Source organism: Streptomyces sp. B21-083 (assembly GCF_036898825.1).
Lineage (GTDB): Bacteria > Actinomycetota > Actinomycetes > Streptomycetales > Streptomycetaceae > Streptomyces.
In genome coordinates this window covers 2,603,724-2,620,697 of sequence record NZ_JARUND010000002.1, presented here as the reverse complement: position 1 = coordinate 2,620,697, position 16,974 = coordinate 2,603,724, and the positions used below count along the sequence as shown (strand labels likewise).

General features: G+C 70.2%; 17 protein-coding genes and 1 pseudogene. 4 read left to right on the top strand and 14 right to left on the bottom strand.

All coding sequences use genetic code 11. The features are described from left to right. Positions 1-57: 57 nt before the first annotated feature. Entirely contained in the window at positions 58-249 is a 192-nt protein-coding gene (locus QA861_RS35745) for a DUF6381 family protein (protein WP_334592859.1), read from the top strand. 89 nt (positions 250-338) lie between these two features. Here QA861_RS35745 and QA861_RS35740 read toward each other — a convergent pair whose 3' ends face one another. From QA861_RS35740 to QA861_RS35715, 6 genes are all read right to left on the bottom strand, one after another. Next, positions 339-1,721, bottom strand: a complete 1,383-nt coding sequence (locus QA861_RS35740; protein ID WP_334592858.1) for a diacylglycerol/lipid kinase family protein — start codon at positions 1,719-1,721, stop codon at positions 339-341. A 69-nt stretch (positions 1,722-1,790) separates the two neighbouring features. Continuing rightward, positions 1,791-2,243 carry a DUF7144 family membrane protein gene (locus QA861_RS35735; protein WP_334592857.1) on the bottom strand — a complete coding sequence of 151 codons (453 nt, stop codon included), beginning with the start codon at positions 2,241-2,243 and terminating at the stop codon, positions 1,791-1,793. 30 nt (positions 2,244-2,273) lie between these two features. Beyond that, on the bottom strand, positions 2,274-2,738 hold the full coding sequence (locus QA861_RS35730; protein WP_334592856.1) for an SHOCT domain-containing protein: 465 nt from the start codon (positions 2,736-2,738) through the stop codon (positions 2,274-2,276). Positions 2,739-2,883: 145 nt separating this feature from the next. Continuing rightward, positions 2,884-3,738: a ribonuclease BN gene (locus tag QA861_RS35725; protein ID WP_334592855.1), complete on the bottom strand. Its 855-nt coding sequence runs from the start codon at positions 3,736-3,738 to the stop codon at positions 2,884-2,886. A 48-nt stretch (positions 3,739-3,786) separates the two neighbouring features. After that, positions 3,787-5,133 (bottom strand): hypothetical protein, encoded by a 1,347-nt coding sequence (locus tag QA861_RS35720; RefSeq protein ID WP_334592853.1) that lies wholly within the window; start codon positions 5,131-5,133, stop codon positions 3,787-3,789. A gap of 63 nt (positions 5,134-5,196) precedes the next feature. Then, positions 5,197-5,859 carry an HdeD family acid-resistance protein gene (locus QA861_RS35715; protein WP_334592852.1) on the bottom strand — a complete coding sequence of 221 codons (663 nt, stop codon included), beginning with the start codon at positions 5,857-5,859 and terminating at the stop codon, positions 5,197-5,199. Positions 5,860-6,080: 221 nt separating this feature from the next. On the opposite strand from QA861_RS35715, the gene QA861_RS35710 reads away from it, so the two are divergent. Both QA861_RS35710 and QA861_RS35705 read left to right on the top strand, forming a co-directional pair. Next, on the top strand, positions 6,081-6,713 hold the full coding sequence (locus QA861_RS35710; RefSeq protein ID WP_334592851.1) for a potassium channel family protein: 633 nt from the start codon (positions 6,081-6,083) through the stop codon (positions 6,711-6,713). A gap of 31 nt (positions 6,714-6,744) precedes the next feature. Beyond that, positions 6,745-7,058, top strand: a pseudogene (locus QA861_RS35705) (DUF2252 family protein); the annotation flags it as partial. Between the two features lie 57 nt (positions 7,059-7,115). On the opposite strand, the gene QA861_RS35700 reads toward QA861_RS35705, so the two are convergent. The 7 genes from QA861_RS35700 to glnA all read right to left on the bottom strand — a co-directional run bounded on the left by QA861_RS35700 (position 7,116) and on the right by glnA (position 15,486). After that, positions 7,116-7,313, bottom strand: coding sequence for a DUF8691 family protein (locus QA861_RS35700; RefSeq protein ID WP_334592850.1), 198 nt, complete (start codon positions 7,311-7,313; stop codon positions 7,116-7,118). Between the two features lie 127 nt (positions 7,314-7,440). Beyond that, positions 7,441-7,974 (bottom strand): hypothetical protein, encoded by a 534-nt coding sequence (locus QA861_RS35695; RefSeq protein WP_334592849.1) that lies wholly within the window; start codon positions 7,972-7,974, stop codon positions 7,441-7,443. 29 nt (positions 7,975-8,003) lie between these two features. After that, positions 8,004-9,623 (bottom strand): MFS transporter, encoded by a 1,620-nt coding sequence (locus QA861_RS35690; protein WP_334592848.1) that lies wholly within the window; start codon positions 9,621-9,623, stop codon positions 8,004-8,006. Positions 9,624-9,771: 148 nt separating this feature from the next. Continuing rightward, a complete protein-coding gene (locus QA861_RS35685; protein WP_334594952.1) occupies positions 9,772-12,450 on the bottom strand; it encodes a winged helix-turn-helix domain-containing protein in 2,679 nt (892 codons plus the stop codon). A 94-nt stretch (positions 12,451-12,544) separates the two neighbouring features. After that, on the bottom strand, positions 12,545-13,399 hold the full coding sequence (locus QA861_RS35680; RefSeq protein ID WP_334592847.1) for a class II glutamine amidotransferase: 855 nt from the start codon (positions 13,397-13,399) through the stop codon (positions 12,545-12,547). Positions 13,400-13,617: 218 nt separating this feature from the next. Continuing rightward, positions 13,618-13,884, bottom strand: coding sequence for an SCO2583/SCO2584 N-terminal domain-containing protein (locus tag QA861_RS35675; protein WP_334592846.1), 267 nt, complete (start codon positions 13,882-13,884; stop codon positions 13,618-13,620). Positions 13,885-14,076: 192 nt separating this feature from the next. Then, a complete protein-coding gene (gene glnA, locus QA861_RS35670) occupies positions 14,077-15,486 on the bottom strand; it encodes a type I glutamate--ammonia ligase (protein WP_334592845.1) in 1,410 nt (469 codons plus the stop codon). Between the two features lie 197 nt (positions 15,487-15,683). Here glnA and QA861_RS35665 point away from each other — a divergent pair, with 197 nt between their 5' ends. Further along, positions 15,684-16,151 (top strand): RDD family protein, encoded by a 468-nt coding sequence (locus QA861_RS35665; RefSeq protein ID WP_334592844.1) that lies wholly within the window; start codon positions 15,684-15,686, stop codon positions 16,149-16,151. 110 nt (positions 16,152-16,261) lie between these two features. Here the strand turns inward: QA861_RS35665 and QA861_RS35660 are convergent, their stop codons facing one another. Further along, positions 16,262-16,960, bottom strand: a complete 699-nt coding sequence (locus QA861_RS35660; protein WP_319294595.1) for a DUF4191 domain-containing protein — start codon at positions 16,958-16,960, stop codon at positions 16,262-16,264. Positions 16,961-16,974 lie beyond the last annotated feature (14 nt).

Sequence of the window (16,974 nt, the reverse complement as noted above, 5' to 3'; positions counted from 1 at the left end):
CGGCGGCACTGTTTCGCTGGTGTGGCCCGCTCTCCCCACATCACCCAAGGAGTGATCATGAGCGTTGCAGGCGAGTCCCGCGGCCGTGCCCAGCAGATGCGGCAGAAGGCGCAGGAGATGGAACAGACCGCGGAGCGGACCACCGACCCGGATGAGCGTACGCGGCTGAAGGAGAAGGCACGCCGGCTCATGGAGCAGAGCGAGCAGCAGGCCCGCACGGGCGGCGGGGACAGCGACCCCATGCTGTAACAGCCCCACCTGCACCGGCCGGTGGCCGCCGCGCGATCTTCCGCACGGCGGCCACCGGCCGGTCACTCATATCCGTCGGGGGCTCGGTGTCACCTGTCCTCGGTGGAACTGTCGTCGGCTCGGCAATGGCGGCCCAGCGCCAGCCGTGCCACGCGCGGCCAGTCGGCTGCGCCGCCGCTGACCCGCGGTGCGTGGGGGCGACGACGAGGCACGCGGACCCGGAGTGCCCCGGGCGCGCTGCGGCACACCACGGGTGACGGCAGAACGACGTGTTCTCCGTCGATGCCGACCGGGAGGGTGTCCGTGTCCCCCTCGACGACCACTTCCCCGGCGCTCAGCCGGACGATTCCCCCGGAGCGCGGACCGCCCACGATGCGCGCCGCCTGAGCGGTGTTGCCGACCCGCACGCACACCACGCCCAGGAGACCCGAGTCCAGCCGCTCCCTACGCCCCGGACGGGCGGCGTCGACGGCACGTCCGTAGGGATTGTTGCTGACGAGCAGCGCCTGAAGTCCGTCGATGGGCGTCCGGTCGGCCCGCATCCACAGTCTGGGCGCGTCCTTGCCGGTGAGGAGGCCGGGGAGGGTTCGCAGGGTCGTGCGGGCTTTGGCATCGCGGTACGCGGATTCGGTGACGACGGATGCGTACGTTCCGAACGAGGCATTGTTGACGAAGACCCGGTCCGCGGCGTACCCGAGGTCGATGCGGAGTTCCACGCCGTGGGTCAAGGCTTCCAGCGCCTTCGCCGGATCGTCGCGGTCGAGGCCGAGATCGAGGGCGAAGTGATTGCGGGTACCGGCGGGAATCACCACGAAAGGCAGGCCGTGGCCCGCGGCGACCTCGGCCACCAGCGCCTGGGTGCCGTCGCCGCCCGCCACCGCCAGCAGATCGGCCCCTTCGGTGACGGCCTGCCGGGCCAACTCGGAGACATCCTGGTGTCCGCCGACTCCGTCGAGCAGGACCACCTGGCAGCCGGCCGCCCGGGCCTTCTCCACCAGGCCGAACCGGCCCACCTTGCCGCCACCGGAGCGCGGGTTCATGAGAACCCAGGGATGCCGGGGCGCCTCGGCTACCGCCTGTTCGGAGGCGACGTGCCCGGGGGCCAGGGCGCTGCGCGCCGTCAGGACGGCCAGCGCCCACAGAGCCAGGGACAGACAGGCCGCCCAGAGTATGCCGGACGTCGCGTACAGGACGAGGACGGCCACCGGTGCGAGCAGCGAAACGGCCACCCCGAGGGCACGGAGCACACCGGTGTGTGCCAGGGTCCACCACACCCCGACGGCGGCGAGCGCCAGTCCGGCGAGGCCGACCAGCGCCCACAGCACGCTCCGCAGACCGGCGGCGACGAGCGGCACCAGCACACTTCCCAGGAGGGCGAACACGGCGAGGCGAGCCCGTCCGGGACTGTTCCCGCGTACGGTCGCGGCGCCCACCTCACCGGATGCTCTCGGGTGCTCGCCGTGGTGTCCCATCTGTCGGCCCTTCTCTCACGATCCCGGGCCACGCGTCGGCCTCACTCACCTTCCCGCGCCGGAACTGCCTCAGACGTCGCGTGGTGTGCCCTCACCGGAGAGGTCGTAGAGGTTGTTGTCGCGCGGGACCACGCACAGGGCCCAGATGATGAGGAACGACAGCGCGATCATCACGACCGACCACACCGGGTAGTACGGCAGGGAGAGGAAGTTGGCGATGATGACGAGTCCGGCGATGGCCACTCCGACGACGCGCGCCCACGTCGCGGTCCTGAGCAGCCCGAAGCTGACGATGATGGCGATCGCGCCCAGCGCGAGATGGATCCAGCCCCAGCTGGTCAGGTCGAACGCGAACGCGTAGTTGCGCGTGGTGACGAAGATGTCGTCCTCGGCGACGGCCGAGATGCCCCGGAAGATGTCGAGCAGGCCGACGAGGGAGAGCATCACGGCCGCGAAGGCCGTCAGGCCGGTTGCCCATTCCTGCTTCGCCGTGTATTCCGGCCGGGTGTGTGTCGCGGTCATCCTGTGCCTCGATTCGTGTCGTGCGGATGCTCAGCCACGGGAGGTGTGGGCGGTAGAGCCCGAGTGCTGCGCCGGACCGTGGCCGGTGAGAACCAGATCCTTCGCCCTGCGGAATTCTTCGTCCGTGATGTCGCCGTGGTCGTGGATCTCGGACAGCCTGGCGAGCTCGTCGACGCTGCTGGGCGGGCCGCCGGACGCGGTTTCCCTGATGTAGGCGTTGAAGTCCTGCTGCTGCGCACGCGCCTGCTTGACCTCCCGGCGGCCCATGTTCTTGCCGCGGGCGATCACATAGACGAACACGCCCAGGAAGGGCAGAAGGATGCAGAACACCAGCCAGCCGGTCTTCGCCCAGCCGTTCAGTTTGTCGTCCCGGAAGATGTCGCCGATGATCCGGAAGAGCAGGACGAACCACATGATCCACAGGAAGAACACGAGCATGGTCCAGAAGGCGCCCAGCAGGGGAAAGTCGTACGCCAGGTAGGTGTGCGCGGTCATATCCGGCCTCCGTCCCGGGCGTTCGCCCGGCAGCAGTTCGGTGCGGTACTCAGCGTGCCCACGGCCATCACCGGGGGGCCTCACCCGGCGCGGGTGAGTGTGCGCGCAGTGCAGGTGCCACCGGGCGACACGTTCCGCCGTCGGATCACGGGTCGGTGCCCCCGCCACCGCGGGGTGCGGCGAGCGTCCGGTACCAGGTGGTGGAGGCGACGTACTCGCCGAGGGCCAGGCCCGAGACGGCCGTCAGGAAGACGACGATCAGCCAGGAAAGGAACGTGAACACGGGGCCCAGCGGGCCGAACTCGTCCAGGCTGCGCTCCATGGCCGTGGGCACCAGCACGCGGGCGGCCCGGCTCAGCAGGACCGTACCGGTGCCTGCCAGCACCGCTCCTGGCAGCAGGCTCAGCCAGCCGATCCGCCCGCCCAGCAGCAGATGCTGGGACCACCACCACAGCAGCGTCGCCGAGAGCACGGACAGCACCAGCCCGGTCACCGATCCCGCGCCGAACCCGCCGCGCAGCGGTGCCTGGAACAGCAGGAAGGCCAGCCAGACGACCGGCCAGAGCAGCCAGCGCCAGACCGCTGCCCGCACCGGTGCGCGCGGCAGTTGCCAGCACCGCTCGCACACCGCCTGAAGCGCCCGGCTGAACGCTGTGGCCGACACGAGCGTCACCACCAGGCCCACCGCTCCGGTGGTGTCTCGCGTCGTGCCGGTCGCGGAGAAGACCTGGCGCATCTCGTCGAGGGTGTCGCCGCGCATTCCCAGAACCGCGCGGAGAGAGTCGGCCAGCAGGTCCTGCATCCAGCCGGGGGCGAACGCCGCGACGGTCATCAGCAGCGGGAGCGCGGTGAGGAACGCCTGCGCGGCCAGCCGTACGGAGCCCTCCACCAGGTTGAGCGCCGACAGACGGGACAGCAGCCGGGCCGCGGCCCCCGACCGCAGGCCCGTCGCGACCCGCGCGGCCGTGTATCTGAGGGACGCCCTGCGCCTGAGCGACATCGTGTGCCTGAGGGACGTTCGCCCGAGTCCGGGTTTCCCGGCCATGACTCACGGGCCGGCCCGGCCCGCCGCCCGGTCGTCCGGTCCGGCGGCGGCCGCGACGATCGCCAGGACGAGCAGGACGGCCACGGCGATGACGAGAACGAGCGTCACCACTGGGACCGTGGGGTGGTTCCAGAGCACCAGCGCCAGCGCTCCGGCCGCGATCACGCCACCGGTGGTCCAGGCCCGGTGGCCGGTGAGCCAGCGTCCGGTGGATCCGGTGGGGACCCCGGCGCGACTCAGCGCCTGGCCGGTGGCCGTCGTGCCCCGTTCCGCCGTCGCGCGGACCGCGCGGGCGGGGCGTCCGGGACCGTACAGGTACGCGATCAGTACGGTGATCACGGCGACGACCAGCAGAGTGCGCGTGCTGTCGCGAAGGAACCGGACGAACGTGTCGTAGATCGCCGCGGCCGCGTCGGTGGGCAGCGCCGTGGGCGGGACCGAGTCCAGATAGACCCGTCGGACCACGGCCAGCGCGACGAGCAGGACGACCATCATCACGCCGACCCCCGTCGCGGTGATCATCAGCATCACCCGGCGTGCCGGAGCGGTCCACACGGCGAGTGCGGCGAGCACGACGGTCAGTACGGGCAGCCAGGTGCCGAGAATGTCCAGCAACCGCATCGCGTCCTGCGCCTTGCCCAGCTCCTTGGTCTGGAACAGCGTGACCGTCCGGTCGGTGTTGGGGATGGCGGACGCCTTGTCGAAGCCCGCGGCGACGAGCCGGTCCCGCACCTGGTCGACGACCTGTCCCACGTCCAGTCGGACGGCACCGCCCTCGGCGCGTACGGCACCCTTGCTGTCACCGGTGAGCATCCCGACCACCGCGCCGTGAGCGCGCCGGTTGGCCCCCTCCCACACCTGTTGGAAGGCATCGCTGGTGATCACACGGGTGACGGTGCGGTCCACGACCGCCCTGACCGCGTTCCGCAGCGGACCCTCCAGCGACTCGGCCCCCGCCACGATGCGGGGTTTGGCCCCGGCGTCCTTGAGCGCCTTGGCGAGCGAGTCCGTCACCGCCTTGACGTCCACGTTCTCCACCACGCGGTCCGTGAGCCGGTTGATCACGACCTTCTGCACGGCCGGGTCCGACGCCAGCGGCGCGACGGTCTTCACGTATCTGCCGGTGTCGGAGACGGTGTCCTGGACCCAGGCCGCGACGACTGCCACGGGCGCGAGCAGCAGGGCCAGCAGAAGGAGAACCGACGAGCCGGCCCGGCGCAACCGCCGATGGCGCATTGACGCGTGGCGGCGCATTCGCTCGTACTCCGCCCGCTCCTCGGCAGTGATGACGTGCTGCGCTTTTGCGGTTCCACCGGAGTCCGGCGAATCAGGGGTCGAGGCCGCGTTCATGGGTACTCCCTTCCGGAAGGTTCGGGCGCGTCCACCGCGCCCGCCGGAGCGGCGGGTGCGGTGTCAGGCCGTCCCGGCGGGCGTGTGCGGCCCCGTGGAGTGTGTCTTTCGGAGCGCGGTCCGCCACGCGAGGGCGACCGCCGTCTCGGCCAGGCCGAGCAGGACGAGCCACAGGCCGAGCAGCCGGGTCAGGGCGCGGGCCGACTCCGTCGGCAGGGCGAGCACCGCGATCCCCGCGACGATGCCGAGCACTGCGACGCCTAGGACGACGCCGCGGTGCGGCAGGTCCTTGGTGGCGATGGCCGTGAAGAGGGTGAGGATGCCGGACACGAGCCAGAGGACGCCGACGATCAGCGAGAGCACGGCGATGGTCTGCAGCGGGTTTCGCAGGCACAGCACCCCGGCCAGGACGTACAGCACGGCCAGGAGCAGCTCCGGGAGCCGTTCACCGTGCTCCTCCCGGCCGAAGACGGCTACGAACCGGAACGCCCCTGCCACCAGCAGGTGCAGGCCGATGAGGACCGCCAGGACGTGCAGGGTTTCCTCCGGCCAGACCAGTACCAGGATGCCTGGCACCAGCGTCGCGACGGCCGAGCCCAGGAGCCAGGTCCACGAACGGCCGAGCCGTGCGAGTGCGTCCGAGGAGTCGGACATGGGACCGGGGCCTGCCCCGTCGGGCTCGTGTTCCTGTCCGGTGCTCGATGCCGGACCACGCGGCAAGGTCATGGCTCCTCCGTAAGTTGTCAGGCGGCCCGGGAGGGCCGGATGTGGCGGTGACGGGAAAGGGCGCTGTGCCAGGGACCTGGCCGCTCCAGGGTCACGTCTGCACCGGGCGCTGGGGTCACCCACCACGGGTGATCCCTCGGAGCTGCCGTGGCAGTGAGGTGGGAGTCACCAAGGCGCCTGTCACCTCGGCCTCTCGGCCGTACGGAACGAAGAGACATGAGATGAGCGATCCGAGCACTCCCCGGACGGCCCGCGCCCAGCCCGAACCGGGCGCCCACCGGCGGCCTTTCCGCGGTGGCCGGTGGGCGGCCGCCGTCGCCCTGACCCGCGCCGTGCTCATCGCCGCCGGACTTGTCACCGCCTACTACCTGCTGCCCCTGGACGAACACGGCACGGTGGCCTCGTCGGCGCTGCTCGTGTGCGGCCTGGTGGGGATGCTGCTGGTGTTCGGGTGGGAGGTGTGGGCCATCACGCGCTCACCCCACCCGCGCCTGAAGGCCGTCGAGGCCCTGGCCGCCACAGTGGCGTTGTTCCTGGTCCTCTTCGCCGGCGCCTACTACCTGCTGGACCGCTCCACGCCGGGCTCCTTCAGTGAGTCGCTGACCAGGACGGACGCCTTGTACTTCACTCTGACGACGTTCAGCACTGTCGGCTTCGGGGACATCGCGGCGCGCTCCCAGGCCGGGCGCGTGCTGACGATGGTGCAGATGGTGGGAGGGCTGCTGCTCGTGGGCGTCGCCGCACGGGTGCTGGCGAGCGCGGTCCAGGCCGGGCTGCGCCGGCAGCGCCGCGGGCCGACGGCGGAGCCGCGTTCCGGCACCGACGCCGGGACGCGGGACGGAGAGGCCGGCTGATTGCTGTACCCAGTGTCGTCCTCGGCCGGACCACGTCGCGGGCCCCGACGGGCGGGGCCGGGACTTCTACGTGCGCCGGCCGTGGGACTGCGAGGCATCGCACGACAGGAGACCATGGGGCCGGGGCTGCTCGCCCTCTTCGGCCGGGTGCGCGGGGCGCCCCTGGTACGGGCCCACGCCCGCTCGGGCGATCCCGTCGCCCTCGCCGCCCGCCTGGGCGGCAGCGACCGCTTCGATCGCGCGCTCACCGAGTTCGCTAGGTCCTACGCCGACCAGAACGAGCGGGACTTCGAGGCGGTGGACGCCGCCCGCCACCCCGGCCGGATCAGGGCGGAGCGGGTCTGAGCTGTTGTACGTCCCTCCCGAGGCCGATCCGGTGGTCCCGCGCATCGCCGGGTCCCGTCACTCAGGCAGCTGCCGCATCTCCACGACACGCAGTCCCAGTGACTGGCAGCGCGCCAGCAGCCCGTACAGGTGCGCCTCGTCCACAACGGGGCCGAACAGGACGGTCTGGCCGGACATGACGACGTGGCCCAGCTCAGGGAAGGCTTTGGCCATCGTTTCCGACAGATGTCCCTCGACGCGGATCTCGTAGCGCACGAGCTGTCCTCCTACGGGCTTGCCGGGACAGGCGGACGGCGCCCCTTCCCTGCGATCGTCCGCCTCCGTGCCGTTTCGGGACTCACCCGGGACAGGTGACCCGTCGCCGGACGGCGGACGCCACGGATCAATGTTTCAGAAAGATCTTGAAGGAGATGATCAGCAGGCCGAGCACCAGATTGACCGAGGCGGTGACGGCCAACAGCCGCCGTGACGCACCGGCGCGCCGGGCCGCGGCCACGGACCAGCCCACCTGGCCGGCCACGGCGACGGAGAGAGCCAGCCAGAGGGCACCTCGCACATCCAGGCCCAGGAGCGGACTGACGGCCACCGCGGCGGCCGGCGGGACGGCGGCCTTGACGACCGGCCACTCGGCGCGGCACACGAGCAGCACGCCCCGGCGGTCCGGCGCGTGTTGCGCCAGGCGCGCCCCGAACAGGTGGGCGTGGACGTGCGCGATCCAGAACACCACGCCGGTGAGCAGCAGAAGCAGCACGAGCTCGACGCGGGGGAACGAGCCCAGGGAGCCGGCGCCGACCACCACGGAGGCCGCGAGCATGGATCCGTAGACGCCGCCCGTGTAGTCCGATCGGGCTCGCTGCTCGGCCCGGCGCGCGCTGCGGGTCGTGGCCGGGCCGACCCTGGCTGTGGTCCTGGACACCGGTGACTCCCTCCGAACTTGTCGCGTGATCAGGTCACCCCGGCCGGAGCGTCGGCTCCGACCCTGCGCGGACGGGTTTTCCGGGCGGCGGTCGGGAGGTTCGGTGTCACCAGGAAACTGGCGAGAGCGATGCCGCCGGTGGCGAGGATCGCCGCCTTCAGGCCGTTCAGCTGGGCGGATGAGTAGGAGTCCGCGACGGCGTCGACCTCTGACGGCGGCAACCCGGCCTGCTCGGCCGCCGAGCGCACCTGATCGGTGGGGACGAAGGCGATCCCGGCCTCGAGAGCGACACCGACCTGCTGACGGGTCTCTTCCGACAGGCGCGGGTTGTCCGCCACCTGCGCGGTGAAGGCGTGGGCCAGCGCACCGACGAGGATCGACCCGATGAGGGCGGTGCCCAGCGCCGAGCCCAGATTCTGTGCCGTGAACTGAAGCCCTCCGGCCTCGCTGCGTTCCTCGTCACCGACGCTGGACTGGACGACGTTGCCCAGTTGCGAGGCGAGCAGGCCGATGCCCACGCCCAGCAGGGCCATCGCTCCGGCGAACTGGGCGTCGTCGATGACCGGGTCGATCGTGGCCAGCAGCCACACGATGGCCGCCGTCAGGGTCAGCAGGGCCAGCCTGACCACCCGTCGCGGTCCCATCGTCCGCCCCAGCGAGGACGCGGACAGGGAGGTCACGAGCATGGTGGCGGACACCGGGAGCAGGCGCAGACCCGTCTCGAAGGCGTCGAACCCCTGAACCACCTGCAAGTACAGCGGGATGGTGAAGAACAGCCCCAGCAGGATGAGGTTCTGGCTGAGCAGCGTCAACAGGCCGGACCGCAGCACGGGCCTGCGCAGCAGAGACAGATGGACGAGCGGGTCGGCGCCCGCTTCGTCCCGCCGTCGCTCCCACCATCGGAAGAGGGCCAGGACAGCCACCCCGGCGCCGACGACGAACAGCGTCGGAGCGAAGCCGAAGACGGTGAAGGGAGGGTTGCGGGGCTGCACCCATCCCCAGGTGCTGCTCTGCAGGACCCCGAGCACGCCCAGCGCCAGTCCGGCCGCGGAGAGGACCGCGCCGACCCCGTCCAGCCGGGGGCGCGGGCCGGTCGGGGCGGGTGCCGCGATCACCCGGCGGCACAGCAGGACGGCCATGACGACCACAACCTCGCCGGCGAAGACCAGTCGCCAGGTCAGATACGTCGTCACCCAGCCGCCCAGCAGCGGGCCGACCGCGATCCCGGCGCCGGCGAGCCCGCCGATGACCGAGTAGGCGACGGCCCGGTCCCGCCCGTGGTAAGACTCCGCGACGAGGGCGGCCATGGCCGGCAGCACCATGGCGGCTCCGAGCCCCTCGATGACGGACCAGCCCAGCGCGAGGACCCACAGGGTGGGCGCCACGGCGGTCAGGGCCGACCCCACGCCGTAGACGATCATCCCCAGAAGGAACATACGGCGACGCCCCAGGATGTCCCCGAACCTGCCGCCGATGATCATGAACGCGGCCATGACCAGCGCGTACAGCGTGATGACGGCCTGGATGGCCGTGACCTCGGTGTCGAAGTCCTCGACCAGCTGGCTGATGGAGACGTTCATGACGGCGGTGTCCAGCACCATCAGGAACTGGGCCGCGCCGAGGACGATCAGAGCCCGCCAATGCTTCACAGTGTCCACCTCGCCGAGTCGGCCGCTATGCCGGTTGAGCCGGCCGGGCCGTAGGCCCGGCCAACGCCCCGCCGTACCTCCCATCGCAGCCGAAGCACGCGCCCAGTGCCTCACCCGCCAAGGGGGAGGAACGGGCACCGACGCGTGTTCACAGCAGTCGGAGTTCCCGCGCGCGGCGCACCGCTTCGCCTCGCCGGCTCACCGCGAGCTTCCGATAGACGCTCTTGAGGTGGGTCTTCACCGTGTTCACCGACACGTAGAGGTCGGCGGCGATCTCCTCGGTCGACATCATCCGGGCCAGCCGCTCCAGGACGTCGTGCTCGCGTCCGCTCAGCTCCGCCGCGACGAGCGGTGGCGAGGACTCAGGCCGGGACAACTCACCGTGTCGCGCCGAGCCGGGCGTGAGCCAGCCCGTTGTCAGCGACTGCAGCGGATCCGTGGCCAGAAGGGGCCTGATCCACGCTCCGGCATTGAGGAACGGACGCCGCAGCCGCTCCCGCCGGGCGTCGAGGAGCGCCTGTGCCACGAGTCTGCGGGCAAGGGCGGAGTCTCCCGCCTCATCGGCTGCCTGAGCCCTGACCAGCGCTGCCCGCACGGTCACCGCCGGACCGGTCCTGCCCTCGGCGCGGATGCTGTCGAGCAGGTCGATGGCCGCCTCGCGATGCCCTGTGGCGAGCTGGATCGCCGCGGCCTGCACAGCACACAGCGGCTGGTCGACGCCGACTTCCTGAAGCACCTCGGCGGCCCTGTCCGGCTGTCCTTCCGCCAGGTGGGCGGCCGAGGTGACGAGCAGCTCATGGCTTGCCGCCCAGGGTGAGGCCACAGCGGTGGAGACGGCCGGGTTCGCCTTGTCGACGGCGGCGCCTGTCTTGCCCCTGGCCAACAGGAGGTGAGCTTCGGCAAGGGCTCGTCCCGCCGCCATCACCGGATCGCGTGTTCCCGACGGGAGCTGGGCCGTCTCGTCGAGGAGGGCCTGGGCCCGGTCCAGTTCATGGCGGTCGACAGCCACGGCGGCCAGGACCAGCCGTCCGATGCCGCAGCCGGACGGCTGGTCCTGGCCGCCCCGCTCCGTCTCGGACACCGACGCCAGTGCCTTGCGCTCGGCCCGGCCGAGCCAGCCGTTCAGATAGTCGAGGAGGGCCAGGTGCCCCATCGACTCCTCGCGGGGCAGCACGGTGGCGGCTCCGCCCGGACTGCAGGCCACGGTGGTCAGGACAGCGCGCGCGTCATCGAAACGCCCGGCCCACAGGCGTGCCGAGCCCAGATGGGTCAGCAGGAGAGCGTTGAGTTCGGGATGCTTGTCCAGAAGATGCGCCGGGACTTCCCGACGCAGTTCATCGGCCGCTTCAGCGGCCTTCTCGACGCGTGCGGGACATCCGGTCAGCCGGGCGGCCAGTGCGTCGAGCAGCGCCCAGCTCAGCCGGGCGGCCGTCAGGCCGGGCGTGTCCTCCGCCAGTCGCTCCCCGGCGTGGCGCAGGCGGGCCTGACCACGCTCGAGGTCGCACAGGGACAGATCGTGGGCGGCGCGCACGAGGTCCGTGGCGGGGCTTCTGGCATCTGGCCCCATGTGGGAGAACAACTGGTTCAGATCGTCCGAGCGCAGGCCGGTGAAGAGCTGGCCGATCGCCAGGTCGTCTATGAGGGAACCGGCGGCGAAATCCCAATCGCCCGCGGAGGCGCTGTGGGCGAGTGTCTCCGGCAGGAATGATCCGGACCGACGCAGCCACCGCGCGGCCCGCCGGTGGAGTTCCGGCTCCACCCCGGGCAGGCGCACACGCAGATGGGCCCGGAGTATCTCCCCGAACAGCGGATGGAGCTGGTACCACGAGTGCCCGAGAGGCTCGACGAACGCGTTCTCGTGGTGCAGCCCGGCGAGAATGGGCTCGGCATCGGTTCGGAGGGTCAGTGCGTTGGCCAGATCGGGACAGAAACGCTCCAGGACGCTCACGCGCAGCAGAAGGTCCTGTGTCTCCTGCGTCTGGCCCTTGAGGACCTCGGCCAGCAGGAAGTCCGCGACCGTACTGCGATCCGCCTCGAACTCCTTCAAGTAGAGCTCGGGGTCGGCGCTCTCCCGGGCGGCCAGGGCGGAAAGGCTCAGGCCGGCGGCCCAGCCTCGGGTGCGCTCCACCAGGGCCCGCGCGGCGTGGACCGGAAGGCTCAGGCCGTGCAGCTCCAGCAGTTCTACGGCCTCCTCGGGGGTGAAGGCCAGTTCGGCGGCGCGGATCTCCGTCAGATCGCCGGCCGCCCGGTAACGGTGCAACGGAAGCAGTGGTTCGGTGCGGGTGACGAGGACGAGGCGCAGCCCCCGCCCGGCGTGGTGCAGGACGAACGCCAATTGCTCCGCGATCTCCGGTGCGTTCACTCGCTCGTACTCGTCGAGCACGAGGACCACGGGCCGGCCGTGATCGTTCAGCTCGGCGGCGAGCGCTGCGAGCAGCTTGCGGTCCACCGTGGAAGCGTCCGAGGGGGTCCCGACCGCGTCGGACGCCACTGCACCGCAGGCGCTCAGGGTCTGCAGGACGTACGCCCAGAACACCCCGGGACGCCAGTCCCCCGCTTCGACGGTGAGCCAGGCGACCGGCGACCGCAGCTCGGCGGCCCAGTCGGCGGCCAGCAGGGTCTTGCCGGCCCCGGCAGCGCCGTTGAGCAGTGTCAACCGCGTTCCGAGAGCCTGGTCGAGGTGGTCGACGAGCCGCTGCCGCCGCAGGAAGGTGGCGGGCTTCGTGGGGAGGGCGAACCGGGTGCGCAGAAACGGGTCTCCCAGAGGATCGGCGCACGGAACGGCGTGAAGGGTCGGTACTTGAGCGTTCTCGTAGGTCTCCGACAAGGCTCTCACTTCCCGGTCCGTCAGTACCGCGCCCGGGGCAGCGCTCGCTCACTCGCGCGGCACATCGTCCTGACATGAGCGGCAGGCGGGCTGGTCAACCCCGGGCCGAGGCGCCTTGGAGATCGGGCTGGAAGGCGCGGATCACGTCTTGGCCCGGCTGGATGATGCCGTAACTGCTCTCGGGTACCGCGTTCCAGGCGCCGGGGAGGTCGCCCAGCGGTTCGGACACGACGAGGCGGGTGTCGTCGGAGACCTCACGGAGGAACTCGGTATCCGGGTGGAGTGCGCGCAGGGTGTCCACTCTGGTGCTGAAGAACAACGACCGTGAGTGGCCTTCGCTGGAGTAGCGGAAGGCCCATACGCGTTCGCCGTCGGCCACCGCGACGGTCATCTGAAGGGGGTACTGGATGCCGTGCTCGTGTCCCCTTCTCTCGATCAGGCCCGCCATGCGCGCCACGGCAGCGGGAGGATCCTCTGTCAGGCCGAAGGTGAGGGCGAGGAAGAACATGAGCTCGGAGTCGGTGGAACCCTCGATGTCGGGATACAGGGCCGGATCAACGGCCAGAGCGAGGTCACGCCGCAGGAGGTGGAATCCGTTGATCATCCCGTTGTGCATCCACATCCATCGACCGTTCCGGAAGGGGTGGCAGTTGGACTGCTGCACGGCTGTCCCGGTCGTTGCTCTGATATGGGCGAAGAAGAGACCCGAGCGAACGTGGTGGGCGACCTCCCGCAGATTGCGGTTGTTCCACGCCGGGCCCACGTCCCGCAGGACAGCCGGAGTGGCGGCGGGGTCCTCGGAGTACCAGCCGAGGCCGAAGCCGTCGCCATTGGTCGTCTCCACCCCCATGCGGGAGTGCAGGCTCTGGTCGATCAAGGAGTGCGCGGGCTTGAAGAGGACCTGGCTGAGAACGATGGGGGTACCCGAGTAGGCAATCCAGCGGCACATCGTGGATTCCTCCGCTCCTGGGGTGGGCGGCATCGACGCCCCTGGGGGGGCGGATGTGGTGTTCCGCCGTGCCGGGTCGGACGGACCCGGATGCGGCAGCACCGGAGCATCGTCGTGCGAGTAACCATCATTATCGCTTGCGGGGGCCCCTCGGGCACGTCGACCGTCCCGTCCCCGCCGCGCCCGCGACACCCGGCTCGCCGGAGTCGGCGCTGCTCCTAGTACGGCGCGCGGAACTGGGCGTACCCCAGCAGGAGGATGATCGCGCCGACGCAGCCGAGGACTATGGCCGTCGATATCCACGACGATCTGCGCGGCCCCGACCCCTCGGGTTCACCCCGGAACGGCACCGGCTCCGGCGGGTTCTCCTTCCAGCGGGCCGCGAGCATACGGGCCCGGGCGGAAGGCTCCTTGTGCGGGGCGTCGCGCGCCCATCGGAAGTCGAACTCCCGCTCACGGTCGTCGTGTTCGGACTTCTCCGTCATCCCCGTTGCCTTTCGTGTCCCGTCAGATCCCGTGCCCGTGCGAGGCCTTCGCAGCATAGTGCGGCTCTCTGACAACGCCCCCTGGACCCTCGCGACAGGCCGTCGGACACGACAACGCCCCCGCCCCCGAGGAAACGGGGGACGAGGGCGCTGACGTACACCGTTACCGGACGCCTGGTGGCGCCGGCCGACTCACACGTCGAAGTACAGCTCGAACTCGTGCGGGTGCGGACGCAGCTGCAGCGGCGCGATCTCGTTCGTGCGCTTGAAGTCGATCCACGTCTCGATCAGGTCCGGCGTGAAGACGTCGCCCTGGAGGAGGAACTCGTGGTCGCGCTCGAGGGAGTCGAGGACCGCCGGGAGGGAGGTCGGGACCTGCGCCACGCTCGCGTGCTCCTCGGGAGCCAGCTCGTACAGGTCCTTGTCGATCGGCTCGGCCGGCTCGATCTTGTTCTTGATGCCGTCCAGGCCCGCCAGCAGCAGGGCCGAGAAGGCGAGGTACGGGTTGCCGGAGGAGTCGGGCGCGCGGAACTCGACGCGCTTGGCCTTCGGGTTGGAGCCCGTGATCGGGATACGCATGGCCGCGGAACGGTTGCGCTGCGAGTACACCATGTTGATCGGCGCCTCGAAGCCCGGGACCAGGCGGTGGTACGAGTTCACCGTCGGGTTGGTGAACGCGAGCAGCGACGGGGCGTGCTTGAGGATGCCGCCGATGTAGTAGCGGGCGATGTCCGACAGGCCCGCGTAACCGGCCTCGTCGTAGAAGAGCGGCTGGCCGCCGGTCCACAGCGACTGGTGCACGTGCATGCCCGAGCCGTTGTCACCGAAGATCGGCTTCGGCATGAAGGTCGCGGTCTTGCCGTTGCGCCACGCCACGTTCTTCACGATGTACTTGAAGAGCTGGAGGTCGTCGGCCGCGGCGAGCAGCGTGTTGAACTTGTAGTTGATCTCGGCCTGGCCGGCCGTGCCCACCTCGTGGTGCTGGCGCTCGACCTCGAGGCCGGAGTTGGCCAGCTCCAGGGAGATCTCGGCACGCAGGTCGGCGAAGTGGTCGACCGGCGGGGTCGGGAAGTAACCGCCCTTGTAGCGGACCTTGTAGCCACGGTTGTTCTCGACCGCACCGGTGTTCCAGGCGCCGGCCTCGGAGTCGATGTGGTAGAAGGACTCGTTCGCGCCGGTGGCGAAGCGCACGCTGTCGAAGACGTAGAACTCGGCCTCGGGACCGAAGTACGCGGTGTCCGCGATACCGGTCGACGCCAGGTATGCCTCGGCCTTCTTGGCCACGTTGCGCGGGTCACGGGAGTACTGCTCGCCCGTGATCGGGTCGTGGATGAAGAAGTTGATGTTGACCGTCTTGTCACGGCGGAACGGGTCGACCCGCGCCGTGGACAGGTCGGCGCGGAGCGCCATGTCGGACTCGTGGATGGCCTGGAATCCTCGGATCGAGGAGCCGTCGAAGGCCAGTTCCTCGTCCGGGTCGAAGGCCGACGCCGGCAGTGTGAAGTGCTGCATCACACCCGGCAGGTCGCAGAAGCGGACGTCGACGAACTTGACGTCCTCATCCGCGATGTACTTCTTGGCGTCGTCGGCGTTCTGGAACATCCAGCTCCTCCTACTCCCGGACGTCCGTGCCGGGGTGGTAGTTCGTTCGTGCGGCCAGTGCGGTGGCACACGTTGGGTCCGACCTTAGGGACAGGTGATTTCTCAGACATGACCCATTTGTTTCGACCAAGTTAACCGGACTCCGGCCGGGCGACCCACCTGTACGTATCGAAAATCGCGAGCAGTACGGTGGTCGGGTGGACAACAGGGACGCAATCGGCTCGTGGCTCTCCGGACCGCGCGCAGCCGCGGAGGATGCCGGTGTCGACTTCGGATACCGGGGCGAACAGCTCGGTCTGCCGGAGGAGGGGCCGGGCTCGATCGCCCGCCCGGGCCGCCGCCTCGGCGCACTGGCCGTCGACTGGGGCCTGTGCCTCCTGATCGCATACGGCCTGCTCACCGACGGCTACAACCAGGCGACCGGCAACTGGGCCCTGCTGATCTTCTTCCTGATGGGCGCGGTGACCGTCGGTACCGTCGGCTTCACGCCGGGCAAGCGCCTCTTCGGCCTGCGCGTGGTCGCCCTGGACACCGGCCGGGTGAACCCTCTGCGTGCCCTGGTCCGCACGGCCCTGCTGTGCGTCGCCATTCCGGCCATGATCTGGGACCGCGACGGCCGAGGGCTGCACGACCGGCTGGCCCGCACCGTGGAAGTACGGATCTGACTTCGCACGACGACATACGACGAGACGACATACGACGATGGGGGCGCCCGGAGTGAATCCGGGCGCCCCCATCGTCGTACGAGCGGTGTGCGAGGTGTCGCTCGCGTGCTTCAGCGGGTCTTGCCGCCGCGCGGCATGCGCATCCCCTTGGGCATCGGACCCTTCGGCAGCGGCATGTTGCTCATCAGGTCGCCCATCGCCCGCAGTCGGTCGTTGGTCGCGGTCACCTGGGGGCCGGCGAGAACGCGCGGCAGCTTCAGCATGGTCGTGCGGAGCTTCTTCAGCTCGATCTGGCCCTCGCCCGTGCCGACCAGCAGGTCGTGCACCGGCACGTCCGCGACGATGCGGGACATCTTCCGCTTCTCGGCGGCCAGCAGGCTCTTCACCCGGTTCGGGTTGCCCTCGGCGACCAGCACGATGCCGGCCTTGCCGACCGCGCGGTGCACCACGTCCTGGCTGCGGTTCATCGCCACCGCCGGAGTAGTCGTCCAGCCTCGGCCGATGTTGTCCAGCACGGCAGCGGCGGCACCCGGCTGGCCCTCCATCTGCCCGAAGGCCGCCCGCTCGGCCCGGCGCCCGAACACGATCGCCGTCGCGAGGAAGGCGAGCAGAAGGCCGAGAATGCCGAGATAGATCGGGTGACCGATCAGGAAGCCGATCGCGAGGAAGACACCGAGGGTGCTGATTCCGACAGCCGCGAGTACAAGACCGATTTTTTTGTCGGCCTTGCGGGTCATTTTGTACGTAAGAGCGATCTGCTTGAGTCGCCCGGGGTTCGCGGCGTCCGCCGCGGGTTCCTTCCTCGCCATGCCGTGAAGTCTAC